This is a genomic window from Romboutsia weinsteinii, assembly GCF_002250835.2.
GTDB classification, from domain to species: Bacteria; Bacillota; Clostridia; order Peptostreptococcales; family Peptostreptococcaceae; genus Romboutsia_A; species Romboutsia_A weinsteinii.
In genome coordinates, this window is sequence record NZ_NOJY02000004.1 from 59,065 (window position 1) to 74,989 (window position 15,925).

The 15,925-nt window shown below is 28.9% G+C and carries 17 protein-coding genes; 16 read left to right on the top strand and 1 reads right to left on the bottom strand.

Annotation, left to right across the window (positions count from 1 at the left end; all coding sequences use genetic code 11):
* The first annotated feature begins 77 nt into the window (after positions 1-77).
* The 15 genes from CHL78_RS03250 to CHL78_RS03320 all read left to right on the top strand — a co-directional run bounded on the left by CHL78_RS03250 (position 78) and on the right by CHL78_RS03320 (position 13,454).
* Positions 78-416, top strand: coding sequence for a hypothetical protein (locus CHL78_RS03250; RefSeq protein ID WP_094368704.1), 339 nt, complete (start codon positions 78-80; stop codon positions 414-416).
* A gap of 219 nt (positions 417-635) precedes the next feature.
* Positions 636-1,073, top strand: coding sequence for a COG2426 family protein (locus tag CHL78_RS03255; RefSeq protein WP_094368705.1), 438 nt, complete (start codon positions 636-638; stop codon positions 1,071-1,073).
* Between the two features lie 344 nt (positions 1,074-1,417).
* Complete coding sequence (locus tag CHL78_RS03260; RefSeq protein ID WP_094368706.1) at positions 1,418-2,080, top strand: N-acetylmannosamine-6-phosphate 2-epimerase; 663 nt, start codon at positions 1,418-1,420, stop codon at positions 2,078-2,080.
* A gap of 51 nt (positions 2,081-2,131) precedes the next feature.
* Positions 2,132-3,025, top strand: a complete 894-nt coding sequence (locus CHL78_RS03265) for an N-acetylneuraminate lyase (protein WP_199533977.1) — start codon at positions 2,132-2,134, stop codon at positions 3,023-3,025.
* A gap of 138 nt (positions 3,026-3,163) precedes the next feature.
* A complete protein-coding gene (locus CHL78_RS03270; protein ID WP_094368708.1) occupies positions 3,164-4,678 on the top strand; it encodes a sodium:solute symporter in 1,515 nt (504 codons plus the stop codon).
* Positions 4,679-4,690: 12 nt separating this feature from the next.
* Positions 4,691-5,143, top strand: a complete 453-nt coding sequence (locus CHL78_RS03275; protein WP_094368709.1) for a YhcH/YjgK/YiaL family protein — start codon at positions 4,691-4,693, stop codon at positions 5,141-5,143.
* A 109-nt stretch (positions 5,144-5,252) separates the two neighbouring features.
* Positions 5,253-6,056 (top strand): sialate O-acetylesterase, encoded by an 804-nt coding sequence (locus CHL78_RS03280; RefSeq protein WP_094368710.1) that lies wholly within the window; start codon positions 5,253-5,255, stop codon positions 6,054-6,056.
* Positions 6,057-6,079: 23 nt separating this feature from the next.
* Positions 6,080-6,967: an ROK family protein gene (locus tag CHL78_RS03285; protein ID WP_094368711.1), complete on the top strand. Its 888-nt coding sequence runs from the start codon at positions 6,080-6,082 to the stop codon at positions 6,965-6,967.
* 19 nt (positions 6,968-6,986) lie between these two features.
* A complete protein-coding gene (locus CHL78_RS03290) occupies positions 6,987-7,838 on the top strand; it encodes a MurR/RpiR family transcriptional regulator (protein ID WP_094368712.1) in 852 nt (283 codons plus the stop codon).
* Between the two features lie 98 nt (positions 7,839-7,936).
* Positions 7,937-8,626, top strand: coding sequence for a Crp/Fnr family transcriptional regulator (locus CHL78_RS03295; protein WP_094368713.1), 690 nt, complete (start codon positions 7,937-7,939; stop codon positions 8,624-8,626).
* 132 nt (positions 8,627-8,758) lie between these two features.
* The gene (gene asrA / locus CHL78_RS03300; RefSeq protein WP_094368714.1) at positions 8,759-9,766 is read left to right on the top strand and encodes an anaerobic sulfite reductase subunit AsrA; all 1,008 of its coding nucleotides are present in this window, start codon (positions 8,759-8,761) and stop codon (positions 9,764-9,766) included.
* A gap of 1 nt (position 9,767) precedes the next feature.
* Entirely contained in the window at positions 9,768-10,559 is a 792-nt protein-coding gene (gene asrB, locus CHL78_RS03305) for an anaerobic sulfite reductase subunit AsrB (RefSeq protein WP_094368715.1), read from the top strand.
* Between the two features lie 12 nt (positions 10,560-10,571).
* Entirely contained in the window at positions 10,572-11,540 is a 969-nt protein-coding gene (asrC, locus tag CHL78_RS03310; protein ID WP_094368716.1) for a sulfite reductase subunit C, read from the top strand.
* Between the two features lie 32 nt (positions 11,541-11,572).
* Positions 11,573-12,343, top strand: a complete 771-nt coding sequence (locus CHL78_RS03315) for a formate/nitrite transporter family protein (RefSeq protein ID WP_094368717.1) — start codon at positions 11,573-11,575, stop codon at positions 12,341-12,343.
* Positions 12,344-12,596: 253 nt separating this feature from the next.
* Complete coding sequence (locus CHL78_RS03320) at positions 12,597-13,454, top strand: alpha/beta hydrolase (RefSeq protein ID WP_199533978.1); 858 nt, start codon at positions 12,597-12,599, stop codon at positions 13,452-13,454.
* Positions 13,455-13,678: 224 nt separating this feature from the next.
* Here the strand turns inward: CHL78_RS03320 and CHL78_RS03325 are convergent, their stop codons facing one another.
* Entirely contained in the window at positions 13,679-15,250 is a 1,572-nt protein-coding gene (locus CHL78_RS03325) for an oligosaccharide flippase family protein (protein ID WP_094368718.1), read from the bottom strand.
* A gap of 208 nt (positions 15,251-15,458) precedes the next feature.
* Here CHL78_RS03325 and CHL78_RS03330 point away from each other — a divergent pair, with 208 nt between their 5' ends.
* Positions 15,459-15,644: a hypothetical protein gene (locus tag CHL78_RS03330; protein ID WP_094368719.1), complete on the top strand. Its 186-nt coding sequence runs from the start codon at positions 15,459-15,461 to the stop codon at positions 15,642-15,644.
* Positions 15,645-15,925 lie beyond the last annotated feature (281 nt).

Below are 15,925 nucleotides of genomic sequence, written 5' to 3' on the forward strand. Positions count from 1 at the left end.
ATAGGAAATAAGTAGATTAAAATACAAAAACTTAGACTATACTTAATAGTAAGGAAAAATTAGAGGAGGTCTAGGTAGTGAGAAATTCATTTAAACTAGTAGTGATAGTATTACTACTTATTATAGCAAATCTTTATGTATATGAAGGTGTAATTTTAACTAAGACCTATGTAAACTTAAAAAGTGATTACTATAAATTGTCAAAGGACTATAAAGAACTTCAAGATAGATATGATGAGCAAGGCGACTATTTAGCTCAAATAGAAAAAGAGCTAGAAAATACTGATTCATCCTCTGACTCTATAGATAAAATTAAAGATAAGTTTTACAATGATGATATCAGTCTACAAAAAATATTTGAAAAGTTTGATCTGAATAAAATGAAAGATTTCTTAGGAAACTTTAGTTTGGATTAAAAATTGTTACTTTGAATAATAGTAGAGACTTAATAATAGAATAATGTAGAAGCATTCTTGCCATAGTATTAGCTATGGCATATATTATTTGATTTGAATTTAATTAATTTATTATATCTATAGATAAATTAAAATTTATCCTAAAGAACACTAGAAATTAATCTCTATAACTAATATAATCATAGGATGAGGTATTATGTAGGAAAATGGGAGGTAGTTTTGGAATATATACATTTATTGTTAATATCAATGATGCCAATAATCGAATTAAGAGGTGCTATACCAATTGGAATAGCTCAGGATTTAAACCCTATATATGTTTATATGGCTTGTGTGTTAGGATCGACTTTAATATCAATACCACTAATAATATTTTTTAGACAAGTTATGCAATTACTCAAGAAGTTTAAAGTATTTTATAAATTAGTGCATAAAATTGATAACAAAATAAATAAGAGCATGAAAAAACTTAGAAGTGTAAATATATTAGGAATAATTTTATTTGTAGCAGTTCCTCTACCAACAACAGGAGCATGGACAGCAGCAGCTATTGCATCTATACTAAGAATGAGAATAAAAGATTCTTTAGCGGGTATACTTTGTGGCAATTTAATTTCTGGAACTATAATATCTATAATATCACTCGGTATAATTTAATAATATGAATTATAAGCGTAGCTAATATATAATAGTAAATCTAAAGATACAAATAGAAATAGCCTTATGGAGTTTATTAATAACTCTATAAGGCTATTTCTACTTGTATGAATAGATAAAAATAAAATATTATTTCAATAATGAACTGTGATTACAAAAACTAAAAATACATTTATGGAAAATTAATTTCAAAATAGCATAATTTAACAATAATATTCTTAAAAAAGGAATAAAAAACAAAAAAATAAAAAAATAATGAAAATATATTGCAAGGAAAATGTTTACGTGGTATTATTTAAATATAGAAAGAGAAAATAAATTTCAAAAGTAGGGGGAGATAAGAATTGTTAGATATTATTAAAGATAAGTTGATAGTATCCTGTCAAGCTCTAGAAGATGAGCCACTACACAGCCCCTTTATAATGGGAAGAATGGCAAATGCAGCTAAAGAAGGTGGTGCAGTTGGAATTCGAGCTCAGGGTGTTGAAGATATAATAGAAATTAAAAAAGTTACTTCTCTTCCAGTAATAGGAATTATAAAAAGAAATTATGAGGATTCAGAAATCTATATAACTCCTACTAAAAAAGAAGTAGATGAGCTTATAACTTCGGGATGTGAAATGATTGCATTAGATGCAACCAATAGAAAAAGACCTAATGGAGAAAGCTTAAAAGATATTATATCATATATAAAATCAAAAAATGTGTTAGTGATGGCAGATATATCAAACTATGAAGAAGCAATATTAGCTAAAGAGTATGGTGCAGATTGTGTATCAACAACATTAGCAGGATATACTCCATACACAGAGTGCTTAGAAGGTCCAGATTTAGAGTTAATGAAAAGATTAGTAAAAGAACTAGGCATACCAGTTATAGCAGAAGGTAAAATTAATACACCTGAAGATTTGAGGAAATCGTTTGACACTGGTGTACATTCAGCAGTTGTAGGGTCAGCAATTACAAGACCTCAGCTTATTACGGCAAAGTTTGCAAATGCAATATAATATAGAAAATATAAAATAAAAATTTATTATTTAATTTTGGAGGGAACAAGGATGAAAGGAATTTATTCAGCATTATTAGTATCATTTGATAAGGATGGAAACATAAACGAGAAAGGTCTTAGACAAATAGTAAGACACAATATAGAAGTAAACAAGGTTGATGGACTTTATGTAGGTGGAAGTACAGGGGAAAACTTCATGCTATCAACTGATGAAAAGAAGAGAATATTTGAAATAGCTAAAGATGAAGCTAAAGATGAAGTTAAGCTTATAGCTCAAGTTGGTTCTGTTAACTTAAAAGAAGCTGTTGAACTTGCTAAATTTGCAACAGATTTAGGTTATGATGCATTAAGTGCAGTTACACCATTCTACTATAAATTTGATTTTGCTGAAATAAAGCATTACTATGAAACAATAATAAATTCTGTAAATAATAAAATGATAATATATTCTATACCATTCTTAACTGGTGTAAACATGAGTTTAGATCAATTCGGAGAATTATTTGAAAATGAAAAAATAATAGGTGTTAAGTTTACAGCAGCAGACTTCTACTTATTAGAAAGAATGAGAAAGAGATTCCCTGACAAGTTAATATATGCTGGATTTGATGAAATGATGTTACCAGCAGCTGTACTTGGAGTAGATGGAGCTATAGGTTCAACTTTCAATGTAAATGGTGTAAGAGCTAGACAAATATTTGAATTAGCTCAAGAAGGTAAGGTATCAGAAGCTTTAGAAATACAACACGTAACTAACGACTTAATAACTGATATATTAGGAAATGGATTATATCAAACAATAAAAGCTATTCTTGAAGATCAAGGTGTAGAAGCTGGATACTGTAGAAAACCTATGAAAGAAGCTACTCCAGAAATGATAGTAAAAGCTAAAGAAATGAACAAAAAATACTTTCAACAAGAAGAAGTAGTATTAAACGTATAAGATATATATATTGAAATTAATCGGAAATACAAACTAAAGGATTATGAATTATTTCTTGTATAGAAATAATTCATAATCCAAAATTATTAAAATTTTAGCTATTATACTTAAGATTTAAACAAAGGGGGAAACAAAACTATGGTAGGTTTTACAATGGTCGACTTTGCAATACTAGTAGTTTACTTATTAGCGGTACTGCTAGCAGGGCTTTTCTTCTCTAAAAAAGAGATGAAGGGTAAAGAGTTCTTCAAAGGTGATGGAACTATTCCTTGGTGGGTAACTTCAGTTTCAATATTTGCAACATTACTTAGCCCAATATCATTTTTATCTTTAGCAGGTAACTCTTATGGAGGAACTTGGATGTTGTGGTTTGCACAAATGGGAATGCTTATAGCGATACCATTAACAATAAGATTTTTCTTACCACTTTACAGTAGATTAGATTTAGATACAGCTTATCAATACTTAGAAATAAGATATGATTCTAAAGGACTTAGAGTTCTTGGAGCTTTAATGTTTATAGTATACCAAATAGGGCGTATGTCTATAATAATGTACTTACCATCAGTAGTTTTAGCAGATCTTACAGGAATAAATGTAAACGTATTAATAATAGTAATGGGTGTAATTGCAATTATTTATTCATATACAGGTGGTCTGAAATCGGTTTTATGGACAGATTTTATCCAAGGTGTAGTATTAATAATAGGGGTTACAGGAACATTATTCTACTTAATAGCTAACATAAATGGTGGATTTGGAACAGTTATGGAAAGTTTAACAACTGGAGAAAAGTTCCTTTCATCAAGCGAAGTACTATTTGATGCAAATATATTAAAATCAAGTGTATTCATTATATTTGTAGGTGCAGGTATTAATACATTCTCATCTTATGTATCAAGTCAAGATATCGTGCAAAGGTTTACAACAACTACAGACTTAAAGCAATTAAAGAAGATGACTTATGGAAATGGTGTACTATCAATAGGGCTTGCAACAGTATTCTATTTAATAGGAACTTGTTTATTTGTATTCTACAATCAAAATCCGGCTCTTGCTCAAACTGTTAAGCAAGACCAAATATTTGCTTCTTATATTGCATACCAATTACCAGTAGGGGTAACAGGTATATTATTAGCAGCAATTTATGCGGCAAGTCAGTCTACTTTATCAACTGGACTTAACTCAGTTGCAACAAGTTGGACTTTAGATATACAAACATTGATAACTAAAAATATGAGTTTTGAAAAGCAAACTAAGATAGCACAATATATCTCTCTTGGTGTAGGAATAGTGGCTATAGCAGTATCGATGGTGCTTGCAAATGGAGAAATAAAATCTGCATATGAATGGTTTAACAGCTTCATGGGATTAGTACTTGGAGTATTAGCAGGAATATTTGTACTTGGAGCATTCTGTAAAAAAGCTACGAAGCTTGGTGCTTATGTTGGATTTACAGTATCTGCTATACTAGTTATATACTTAAAATACAATGTGCCAGACGTTAGTACATGGGCATATTCTCTAATAACTATATCAACTTCAGTAGTAGTTGGACAAATAGTAAGTTTAATTCAATTAAAAGTTACTAATAAAGAACCAAAAACTAATAAAGAAGCAACTGTACACTATAAATTAAGTGACAATATGTAGGGGGAAATCATTATGATATATGGAAATATAAACCACGAAAAAACTTATTCTAATATAGATAAAGATTTACTTACTTGTTTTGAATTTGCTAAAAATAACAAATTAGTTGAATTTGAAAAAGGAAGTCATGTTATAGATGGAGATGATATCTTCGTAAATATAGTGGGATATGAAACTTGCGAAAAAGAAGATAGATTCTGGGAAGCACATAAAAAGTATATTGATGTTCATCTAATGCTAGATGGATCTGAGAGAATAGATTTAAACTTTATAGAGCATTTAGAGCAGAAGGAATATGAAGAAGAAGGGGACTTCCTACCGCTTGAGGGGGATCACTCATCATATGTAGAACTAAAAAAAGGTGATTTTTTAGTATGCTATCCTGAAGATGCTCATATGACAGCTATAAAAGTTAATGAAAAAGAAAATATAAAAAAGGCTATTTTCAAAGTAATAGTAAGATAATAAAAGCAAAATGCTATAGTCGTATTAGATAGTTACGATAAGCAGCTTAGTTAGGGAGAGTAGTTTTTACTCTCCCTAATTTTTATTATATAGAAATGGAGTGAAAATCATGGAAGTTATAGACTTATTTTTACTAATAGGACAAAGTAATGCAAGAGGAGTAGGAAATTCTAATGAAAGCGTAGTACCAAATGATAATTGTTTTGAGTATTTAAATTGTAATGATGTAATAAATATGAGATGTGTGCTTGAGTCTTCAGAAGGAGATGGAACTATAGCTCCATCTTTTGCGAACAACTGGAATAGACTTACTGGAAATAAAGTATGTTTTGTACATGAAGCAAAAGATGGATCTAGAATAAAAAACTGGAACCATGATGCAAATTGGTTTTTAAATCATGCTATTGATAAATTTAATAAAGCGGTATTAAAGGTAAGTGAAGAATATATTATAGGTAATAAATATGTTATATGGATTCAAGGAGAAAGTGATGCAAAATATGCAGGAGATGTTTTATACTATAAGGAGAGCCTAAAACATATAGCGAATAGATTAAAAGAGGAATGTAATATAGATAAAATGTTTGTTAGTTTGACTGGATATTGGCTAGGACATGAGGATTATCTTGTAAGAACAAGAAGAATAGCTGCGGCTCAAGAAATTGCATGTAGTGAAAGTGACGTTTTATGTATAGGCAGCAAAAGAGCAATGACTTTCCATGAAGAAAATCTTACAATAGATGATGTTCATTATTCACAAGAAGGATTAAATATATTAGGAAAAGATTTGAGTAATAATATTTATAAATATCATACAACAAAGAACGATATAGAACTTGAAGACACAATAGATTTAGAAAACTCAAGAAATTATATTTATGAATTAGAAAAGCTTAATAAACAATTTGCATAAAAATATGATATAGGAGATAGACTATGAAAAATTATATTTGTATAGATGTAGGCGGAACTTCTATAAAATATGGAGTAGCTAGAGAAAATGGGGAAATAATCGAAAAGTCAAGCATGGATACTGAAGCAAAAGAGAAGGGTGGCCCAGGTATACTAGACAAAATTAAAAGCATTGTTGGTAATTATATTGAAGGATATAAAATCAGTGGAGTCTGTATATCTACTGCTGGTATGGTTGACCCTAATGAAGGTAAGATTGTATATGCATTAGAGCATTTAATACCAGAATACACAGGTATGGAGATAAAAAAAGTAATAGAAAATATATTTGATATTAAATGCGAAGTAGAAAATGATGTTAATTGTGCTGGGTTAGGTGAAACATGGCTAGGAGCAGGTCGAAATGCTAGTTCATCTATATGTATGACTATAGGAACTGGTATAGGTGGATGTGTTATTATAGATAATAAGCTAATACCTGGATTTAGCAATAGTGCAGGGGAAATAGGTTACATAAATATTAATGGTCAAAGTTTTCAAGATTTAGCATCTACTAGTAGTTTAGTAAAAAGAGTTGCAAAAGCAAAGAATATCAATGAGTCAAATATCGATGGAAAAATAATATTTGAAGAAGCAAAGAAAAATGACGAAATTTGTTTAAAAGAAATTGATAATATGGTACAATCATTAGCGATTGGAATAGCAAATGTATGCTATGTTATTAATCCAGAAGTAATAATACTAGGTGGAGGTATAATGGCCCAAGAAGAATTTTTAAAGCCTAAGATAGAAAGGGCTTTAAAAGAAATACTTGTAGAAAGAGTCTATAATAACACAAGAATAGAATTTGCTAAGAGACAAAATGATGCAGGTATGATTGGAGCGCTATATAACTTTTTAAGTAAAATTTAAAAGAATAGAAGGTTTTTTTATGGGTATTATTGAACAATTAGAATCACCAAATTTTAAAGCTACTAAGTCAGACAAACTACTTATAAACTATATAAAAAACAATATAGAAGATGTTTTCTATAAACCTATTTCTCAAATTGCAAAAGAAAGCAATATTGGTGAAGCTACAATAACTAGGTTTTCAAAGAAGATGGGATTTAATGGGCTACAAGATTTTAAGGTAACTTTGGCGCAGGAGATTTCATCAAATAGTAACAAAAAAAATATTATTAATAGCAATATAGAAAATAATGAATCAGCTATTGATACTGCTAGAAAACTGTTGACTTCTAATGTTAATACCTTAGAAAATACAGTGGACATTATCAATAGTGAAGATATTCACCAATGTGCGAAATTAATAATAAATGCAAAGAAAATCTACTTTGTAGGAATAGGATACTCAGGAATAATTGCGCAAGACTCTAATTATAAATTTATGAGAATAGGGTTAAATTGTGTAAGTTTTGATAGTAGTCATACTATGATAATGATGGCTTCTATAATGGAAAAGGGAGATTTATTAATTTCAATATCTCACTCTGGAGAAACAGAAGAAATAATAAGAACAGTGGAGTTAGCCAAGGAAAATCAAGTAGATGTAATAGCAATAACTGAAAATAAAGAATCTGTATTAAAAGATGTATCAGATGTACATCTTGCCTATGTTTCAGGAGAGACAGTATTAGAAACGGGATCTATCTCATCTAAGTTAGCGCAGATATTTTTAATAGATCTTGTATATACACAAGTAGTTAAAGAGAAGTTCAATGAGGCAATAGATAGAAAGGTTAAGACTACAGATGCTATAAAAGTTTTGAAAAATATATAATAACTAAAAGCTAGAAGAATTTTATAATTTAATCTTCTAGCTTTTTTTAGATACTTTGTAGTAGTATATAAGTAAGTTTTATAAATAGGAGAATTACTATGGACAATATTTTAAATTATGGGATAGAAAAAATAGATATATTTAATAGTTTATGTAAGGAGACAAAATATAAACTTATAACAAAAGGTAGAGTAAAAAAGCTAGCAAAGAAAGAAGCCTTATTTCATGAAAAAGATATAGTAAATAAAGTATATTTTCTTATAAACGGTAAAGTATCTATATTTAAAATGAATGAGAATGGAGAGCGTAAGATCATATTCATTTTAAGAGAAGGAGAAATGATAAATGAAATAATACTAGAGTCAAATAAAAATTCTACTGTAGGATGTGAATGTTTTGACAAAGCGCTGGTAGTAGAATATGATTTAGACGATTTTATAGAAATAATGAAATCAGATTTTAATCTAACTCAAAATATATTCATACATATGGAAAAAAGAACTAGACGATTATATAGACAACTTAAAAACTCAATTTCAATAAAGATGGATAAAAAACTAGCATCAAAACTATACAGAATTAGTAGGGAGTTTGGCATTAGTGAAGGAGAGTGGACGTATTTAAATGTTAATTTAAGTATAACATACATAGCCGATATGCTAGGATGTAAAAGAGAAACTCTTTCTAGATCAATGAAAGTACTCCAGGATCATAATTTAGTAAAAATAGAAGATAAAAAATTATATATCAAGCAAGAGGAATTAGCAAATTACTTTAAGGGGAACTAGATCATCTAGTTCCTTTTTTATAATAAATTTAGAATAAATATAATAAATTTGTATTAATGTGATAATCATCACAGAAAGAAGATTGTCAATATGTTAACATTTATTTAATAAAGTTATGAAAAGGTGGTTTGTATGAAAATAAAATTAAATTTATCAAGCTTTAATGAAGGGTTAAGACTTTTAAGTAATGAGTATAAAATATTTGGACCAGTATCGTTATCATATAAAGGTACTTGCTCAGACACTGATGTTGTAAGATACCAAGAAGTTAGCACATTAGAAGAGATGGAGCTTAATAGAAAATCAAACTTTTCACCAAAAGAAATAATGCTCCCAATAAACCAAGTACTGTTATACTTTACAGAAAAAGAGTTTAAAGAGAGCGATAATAAAAATGAAAAAATCTTAGTGTTTCTTAGAGCATGTGATATAAATGGAGTAAAAAGGGTTGATGAAATATATCTAAATAATGGTAGTGAAGAAGATTACTATTATAAAAGAATAAGAGAAAATGTGAAATTTATATTAATTGGATGTAAGGAAAGTTTTAGAAATTGTTTCTGTGTAAGTATGGATAGCAACAAAACTGATGATTATGCAATGGGTCTTAATATGAGAGGCGAAGATATTTATATAGATATAAAAGATGATGAATTAAATGTATTTGAGGGAGAAAATACAGAATTTGAAGTTGATTATGTAAGAGAAAATAATATTAACATAGATATACCAAGTATTACTGATACAAATGAAGTTGTAGAAAATTCTATGTGGGATGAGTATGATGCAAGATGTATAGCGTGTGGAAGATGTAATTTTGTTTGTCCAACATGTTCATGCTTTACTATGCAAGATATCTACTATAAAGAAAATGAGAATGTAGGAGAAAGAAGAAGAGTATGGGCATCTTGCCAAGTAGATGGATATTCAGATATGGCTGGGGGACACTCATTTAGAGATAAAAAAGGTCAAAGAATGAGATTTAAAGCCATGCATAAAATACACGATTTCAATAAGAGGTTTGGTTATCATATGTGCGTTGGATGTGGAAGATGTGACGATGCATGCCCACAATATATTTCATTCTCAAGTTGCATAGAAAAGGTAAATGATTTAGTAACTAGTAAGGAGGAGGCTTAACATGAATCCGTATATACCAGTAGGTGCAAAGATAACAAATATAATTAAACATACCGATATAGAATGGACTTTTAGAGTCAATTGTGACACTAAAAATGTTCTTCCAGGAAAGTTCTACGAAGTATCTATACCAAAATACGGAGAAAGCCCTATATCAGTATCCGGATATGGTAATGATTATGTAGATTTTACTATTAGAAGTGTTGGAAAAGTAACTAACGAATTATTTAATTATAAAGTAGGAGATAGTTTCTTTATAAGAGGACCCTATGGAAATGGTTTTGATATAAGCCTTTATGAGGGTAGAGAAGTAGTAGTAGTTGCTGGTGGTAGTGGATTAGCTCCAGTAAGAGGAATAGTAGAGTACTTCTACAATAATCCTTCTAAATATAAAAGCTTTAAATTAATAGTAGGATTTAGATCTCCTAAAGATATTTTATTTAGAGAAGATATCAAAAAATGGAGTGAGAAGCTTGATATAATTGTAACAGTTGATAAAGCAGAAGGAGATTACTCTGATAATATTGGTCTAGTTACTAAGTATATACCAGAACTTGAAATAAAAGATGTAGGGAATATGTCTGCTATAGTAGTTGGGCCTCCAATGATGATGAAATTTACCGTTGGTGAATTTTTAAAGAGAGATTTAGCAGAAAATAATATATGGGTTTCTTATGAGAGAAAAATGTGTTGTGGAGTAGGGAAATGTGGCCACTGTAAGATGGATGATACTTATATTTGTATAGATGGACCTGTTTTTGATTATTCTTATGCAAAGAATCTTATGGATTAGGGGGTGAGAGTTATGATAAGAGATTTAAACACTAAAAAAGTAATGAAAAATGCTTATAGAATTACTAAAAATAAATATGAAACTTCTTTAAGAGTTAGAATACCAGGAGGATGTGCTGATCCAGAAAGTCTTATGATAGTTTCAAAAATAGCTAGTGATTATGGAAATGGTCAAGTTCACATAACTACAAGACAAGGGTTTGAAATACTTGGTATAAAAATGGAAGACATGGAAGAAGTAAATAAAATAATTCAGCCAGTAATTGAAAAAATGAATATAAATCAGGATCAAAAAGATAAAGGATATCCCGCAGCAGGAACAAGAAATATTGCAGCATGTATAGGAAATAAAGTCTGTCCTAAGGCTCAATATAATACTACAGAGTTTGCAGCTAAAATAGAAAAAGCAATATTCCCAAATGATTTTCATGTAAAAGTCGCTTTGACTGGATGTCCTAATGATTGTATAAAAGCAAGAACTCATGATTTTGGAATAATAGGTATGACACTACCGCATTATGAAAAAGAAAGATGTGTATCTTGTCAGGCTTGTGTTAAAAAATGTAAGCAATTATCAACTGGCGCTTTAAAAATGGAAAATTATAAGATAGTAAGAGACCATGATAAATGTATAGGGTGTGGTGAGTGTGTACTTAACTGTCCTACAAACGCTTGGACTCGTGATGAAAAAAAATATTATAGATTAGCTATAATGGGAAGAACGGGTAAGAAAAATCCAAGACTAGCAGAAGATTTTTTAATTTGGGTAGATGAAGAAAGTATAATAAAAATAATACTTAACACTTATAAATATATAGATAAATATATAGACAAAAATGCTCCAGGTGGGAAGGAACATATCGGATATATAGTAGATAGAACAGGATTTATGGAATTTAAAAAATGGGCATTAGAGGATGTTGATTTACTGGAGTTAACTAAAATAATAGAAAATGTATATTGGAGTGGGATAAGATACTAAATTATTTATAGTATAATGGGGGAATAAGGAATATGCATAATGAGACATTAGAAAAACTAACTAATGCTGCAAAGAATAAAATTAACTTATTTAATAACAGTAAGTTAAAATACCTAGTATCTGCAGCATTTGCGGGATTATATGTAGGGCTTGGAATACTTTTGATTTTTACTATTGGTGGATTGCTAACAGAGGCAGGTTCTCCCTCAACTAAGATTGTTATGGGTATATCATTTGCAGTGGCTCTATGTCTGGTAATAATGACAGGTACAGAACTTTTCACTGGTAACAATATGGTTATGATGGCTGGAGGATTAAATAAAGGTGTAAACTTTGTAAGTGTATCAAAGATATGGATATACAGTTTTATTGGTAATTTGCTGGGATCGTTACTTGTAGCAGCTTTATTTGTTGGTACAGGACTTATAGACAAGGGACCAGTAATGGAATTTTTTACAACTACTGCAGCAGCAAAGGCAAGTGCACCATTTATGTCACTATTTTTTAGAGGAATTCTTTGCAATATATTAGTTTGTGCAGCTGTATTGTGCTCATTTAGAACTAGTGATGATAGTGCCAAATTAATAATGATATTCCTATGCTTATTTACTTTTATTACGGCAGGGTTTGAGCACAGTGTTGCAAATATGACTATATTTGGGGTTGTATTATTTTCACCTGTAATTCAATCAGTTACAATAGTGGGAGCAGTATATAATTTACTTGCTGTCACACTTGGTAATATGGTAGGTGGAGCTCTTATTATGGGAGCAGGAACATATATAATGGGAAGTAGGACTTAATACGTAATTAATCATACTTATTATAGAAATAACCGTATACTATAAATATACGGTTATTTGTTTTATTTTCTATAAGAGTAGTAACAAAATTAAAATAATAATAATAATTTACTAATGTAGTAGTTACACTATAATTACAAATATCATTTTTATTTGGAAAAAATGTGACAAAATTGATAGAAGTCATTAGATGAAAAATAAGTATATTTATGGTAAACTATAATAAGTATTTTAAATGTAGTGGAGGGGTTGTATGAAAGAAGATGTAAAGGTAGAAGAGAAAAGACTAGATGAAACGCTAAGCATAACAATGGAGCTTGAAAGGCCTTTACTTTATAATGCAGAATTAAAAAATAGCGAAGAAATTGAAAATAAGAATAAAAAATCTAAAATAAATATATTAAAAATTGTTGCAAGTATATTATTAGCTGTGATAATAGGATTTTTTATATGGGCAAGTAACTCTTATACTGCTCAAGATCTTGCAAAAGAATCTTTAATAAGTGACGAGTTTGTAGAAGTTAATAGAGATGATTTTATATCATTTACACCTAAAAATATTGAGCCCACAAAAGGATTCATATTCTACCCTGGCGCAAAAGTGGAGTCAGAATCCTATGCACCACTTTGTAGAGAAATAGCTAAAAAAGGATATGAGGTTGTAATAGCTGATATGCCATTTAATTTAGCGGTATTAGGTCCTAATAAGGCGAAAAATATAATGAAAAAATATGATAACATACATCAGTGGGTTATAGGTGGACATTCTCTAGGAGGTGTTATGGCTGCAAAATTCGCTAGTAAAAACAATCTTATAGATGGGGTTGTGCTTTTGGCATCATATCCGAGTGGAGATGAGCTTAAAAACTTAGGGAAAAACGTATTATCTATATGGGGAAGTAAAGACGGTGTAGTTAACTTTGAAAATCTTATAAAGTCAAAAGATAAATTACCTATTAACACTAAATACGTAGAAATCGAAGGGGCTAATCACGCTCAGTTTGGAGATTATGGAAAACAGAAAAAAGATAATGATGCTATTATAAGTGAAGAAAAGCAGCTAGATATAACTGCTGATAGTATAATTGAATTTTTAGAAAAAATAAACTAATGATGATAAAGAAACTATAATCAACATAGAGAATAGTTTCTTTAGTGTATAAAAAATAATAAGGATAAAAAATTTTAGCAAGAAGTATGTTGATATTTACATAAAATTAATCTTAATAGCATTAGTTTACGGAGAATTATTTTATAAAGCTTAGTTTTAATATTACTTACCTGATATTGAAACTAAGCTTTAATTTTACAAATACATATAACTGAAAATATTGCCTAAAACTGTTTATATATATTTATATCATTGAAGTCTACTATTTTAACATCTTGTTTAAATCCATCTACAAACCACATAATATCTCTTTTCTTAATACATCTAAAGACCATTAAAAGTACAAAATAACAGATACACACAGTTAAAATCATTGGAACTAATAATGTATTTAATCCTAAAAAAAGAAAAGCATGTTTAACTGCAAAGCTAGAAATTGTGACACAAAGTATAGGATTAATTACCCAGTCTATAATTTCAAAATCAAGCCTAGTAACCTTAAGTAGCTTATTTATACTCAGAGAAGAGTTTATTATTGTACTGGCAAAGATCACAATAATAAAGCCTTTTACACCAAATTTTGGTATTAAAAATAAAATCATAAGTATTCTAGTAACCATATCTATTAAATTGAATTTGAGTGTGCTCATTTGCTTATTAAGTGCGTTAAGGCTACCATCAACTACTCTATCTAGATACATTAGAGGAATGAGTGGGGCTAAAATTCTCATCATTAATCCAACTTGTTCACTCTTATAAATTGCTATCCCAAGTTCTTTAGAAAAGATCATAAATATTCCAGTAGCAAAAATTGCAATTAATAAAGTAAACTTTAGAACTTTAGAGATAATATAATTTACTAATTTATTTTTATTAAGAGCATTTGCCTCAGCTATTTCAGGAATAATTAGTGTAGAGAATGATGCTAAAAATATTGATGGAAAAACTAATATTGGTAATACCATACCCTTAACCATACCAAATATTGATAAAGATGAAGAACTTGAAGAACCAAATCTTCTTAATGCATTTGGTATTAAAATATCCTCAACCGTTTTTAAGGAAGTTTGAATATATGCACTACAAGCTATAGGAAAAGCAATTGATGCAAATTTTGTTAACTTAAAATTGTAGTTATTTGTATTTAAACTATTAGTACAATGCTTTTTTTCAAATATGTACATTACATAGCAAAAGAATGCAGAAACAATAACCCCAACTGACATTCCAACAGTTACTAGGGAACAAGTATATTCAAGCCCTTTAGGCAAGAAAAATCCTAAAGCGTAAACTATAATCATCATCATAGTAACACTTTCTAATATATCAGCAATAACACTTCTAACAACTTTTCTAGTGCCATAAAAATAGCCACTAAAACAAGCTGAAATAGATACAAAAGGAAGACTACAAGATAAAATTTTAAGAGGAATAATAGCACGAGTATCCTTAATCCATGCGACTGATATGTACTCAGCTGAACGGAACAATATAAGTGCACTTATAATACTAAAAAAAAGACAGTAGATAAGTCCCTTTTTCATAATACCTCTAATCTTATGAGTATTTCCTTTTCCAAGCTCCTCAGCTACAAGCCTTGTTATTGTAACTCTAACCCCTGAAATTGCCAACGTACAAGTCATACTATTAATACTCATTATAATTTGAAATAACCCCATACCTTCTGCACCTATGTTATTGGATAGATAAACTCTAAATACCATACCTATAAATCCTAGGCTCATGGTAGTCAAGGTCAATATCAACGCATTTAAAATAATTTTTTTTCTTTTCATAGTATTATCTCCTATAAATTTTTATGTAGATGGTCATATATATGCAAGTACAAATAGAAAATATTATTAATTTATAGATATTAAAGTAAGTAATTTTTTATTGAGGTATATTTAGTTAATAGTGTATTAAATTAGAATAAGAAGAAGATCAAATCTGTGAATATTGAGTTCTATTATTACTAACAATATGAAAAAAGGAGGTATTAAAATGAAAATAGAAAACCCACATAAAGAGAGCGTCTTTTCAGAGCAATCAAAGTATTTTAAAAGTTTAAATCCATCAAGTGATGAATTCAAGGAAAAAATGCAAGATGGAGGATTCCAACGAAACCCTGAAAAATATAATTATGGTGGAAGCAAGGAAGCTGCAAAGTCTAAAAATATTTTTAAGTAAATTGTAATGGATATGATATAAAATTATTATCATCTACAAAAAATTGTAAATTGTTTTAGAGTCTATTATAATTAATATAAGGAAATATAAATTATAAAATCAATTATTGTAGATTAAATTCTTATATATTTATAAAAAATGATACTTATTTATTTAATATACAAAAATAGGATTACTTAATTTAAGTAATCCTATTTTAATGTAATTTTTAATAATATTAAAAATTATTAAAACGTTTTTATATAATTATGAATCTAATAGATATATAAGTGAAAATTCAA

Excerpts from the sequence above, each read along its gene's own strand:
- CHL78_RS03265 (WP_199533977.1), top strand. The coding sequence starts at position 2,132 with ATGAAAGGAATTTATTCAGCATTATTAGTATCATTTGATAAGGATGGA.
- CHL78_RS03270 (WP_094368708.1), top strand. The coding sequence starts at position 3,164 with ATGGTAGGTTTTACAATGGTCGACTTTGCAATACTAGTAGTTTACTTA.
- CHL78_RS03275 (WP_094368709.1), top strand. The coding sequence starts at position 4,691 with ATGATATATGGAAATATAAACCACGAAAAAACTTATTCTAATATAGAT.
- CHL78_RS03280 (WP_094368710.1), top strand. The coding sequence starts at position 5,253 with ATGGAAGTTATAGACTTATTTTTACTAATAGGACAAAGTAATGCAAGA.
- CHL78_RS03285 (WP_094368711.1), top strand. The coding sequence starts at position 6,080 with ATGAAAAATTATATTTGTATAGATGTAGGCGGAACTTCTATAAAATAT.
- CHL78_RS03290 (WP_094368712.1), top strand. The coding sequence starts at position 6,987 with ATGGGTATTATTGAACAATTAGAATCACCAAATTTTAAAGCTACTAAG.
- CHL78_RS03295 (WP_094368713.1), top strand. The coding sequence starts at position 7,937 with ATGGACAATATTTTAAATTATGGGATAGAAAAAATAGATATATTTAAT.
- asrA (WP_094368714.1), top strand. The coding sequence starts at position 8,759 with ATGAAAATAAAATTAAATTTATCAAGCTTTAATGAAGGGTTAAGACTT.
- asrB (WP_094368715.1), top strand. The coding sequence starts at position 9,768 with ATGAATCCGTATATACCAGTAGGTGCAAAGATAACAAATATAATTAAA.
- asrC (WP_094368716.1), top strand. The coding sequence starts at position 10,572 with ATGATAAGAGATTTAAACACTAAAAAAGTAATGAAAAATGCTTATAGA.
- CHL78_RS03315 (WP_094368717.1), top strand. The coding sequence starts at position 11,573 with ATGCATAATGAGACATTAGAAAAACTAACTAATGCTGCAAAGAATAAA.
- CHL78_RS03320 (WP_199533978.1), top strand. The coding sequence starts at position 12,597 with ATGAAAGAAGATGTAAAGGTAGAAGAGAAAAGACTAGATGAAACGCTA.
- CHL78_RS03325 (WP_094368718.1), bottom strand. The coding sequence starts at position 15,250 with ATGAAAAGAAAAAAAATTATTTTAAATGCGTTGATATTGACCTTGACT.
- CHL78_RS03330 (WP_094368719.1), top strand. The coding sequence starts at position 15,459 with ATGAAAATAGAAAACCCACATAAAGAGAGCGTCTTTTCAGAGCAATCA.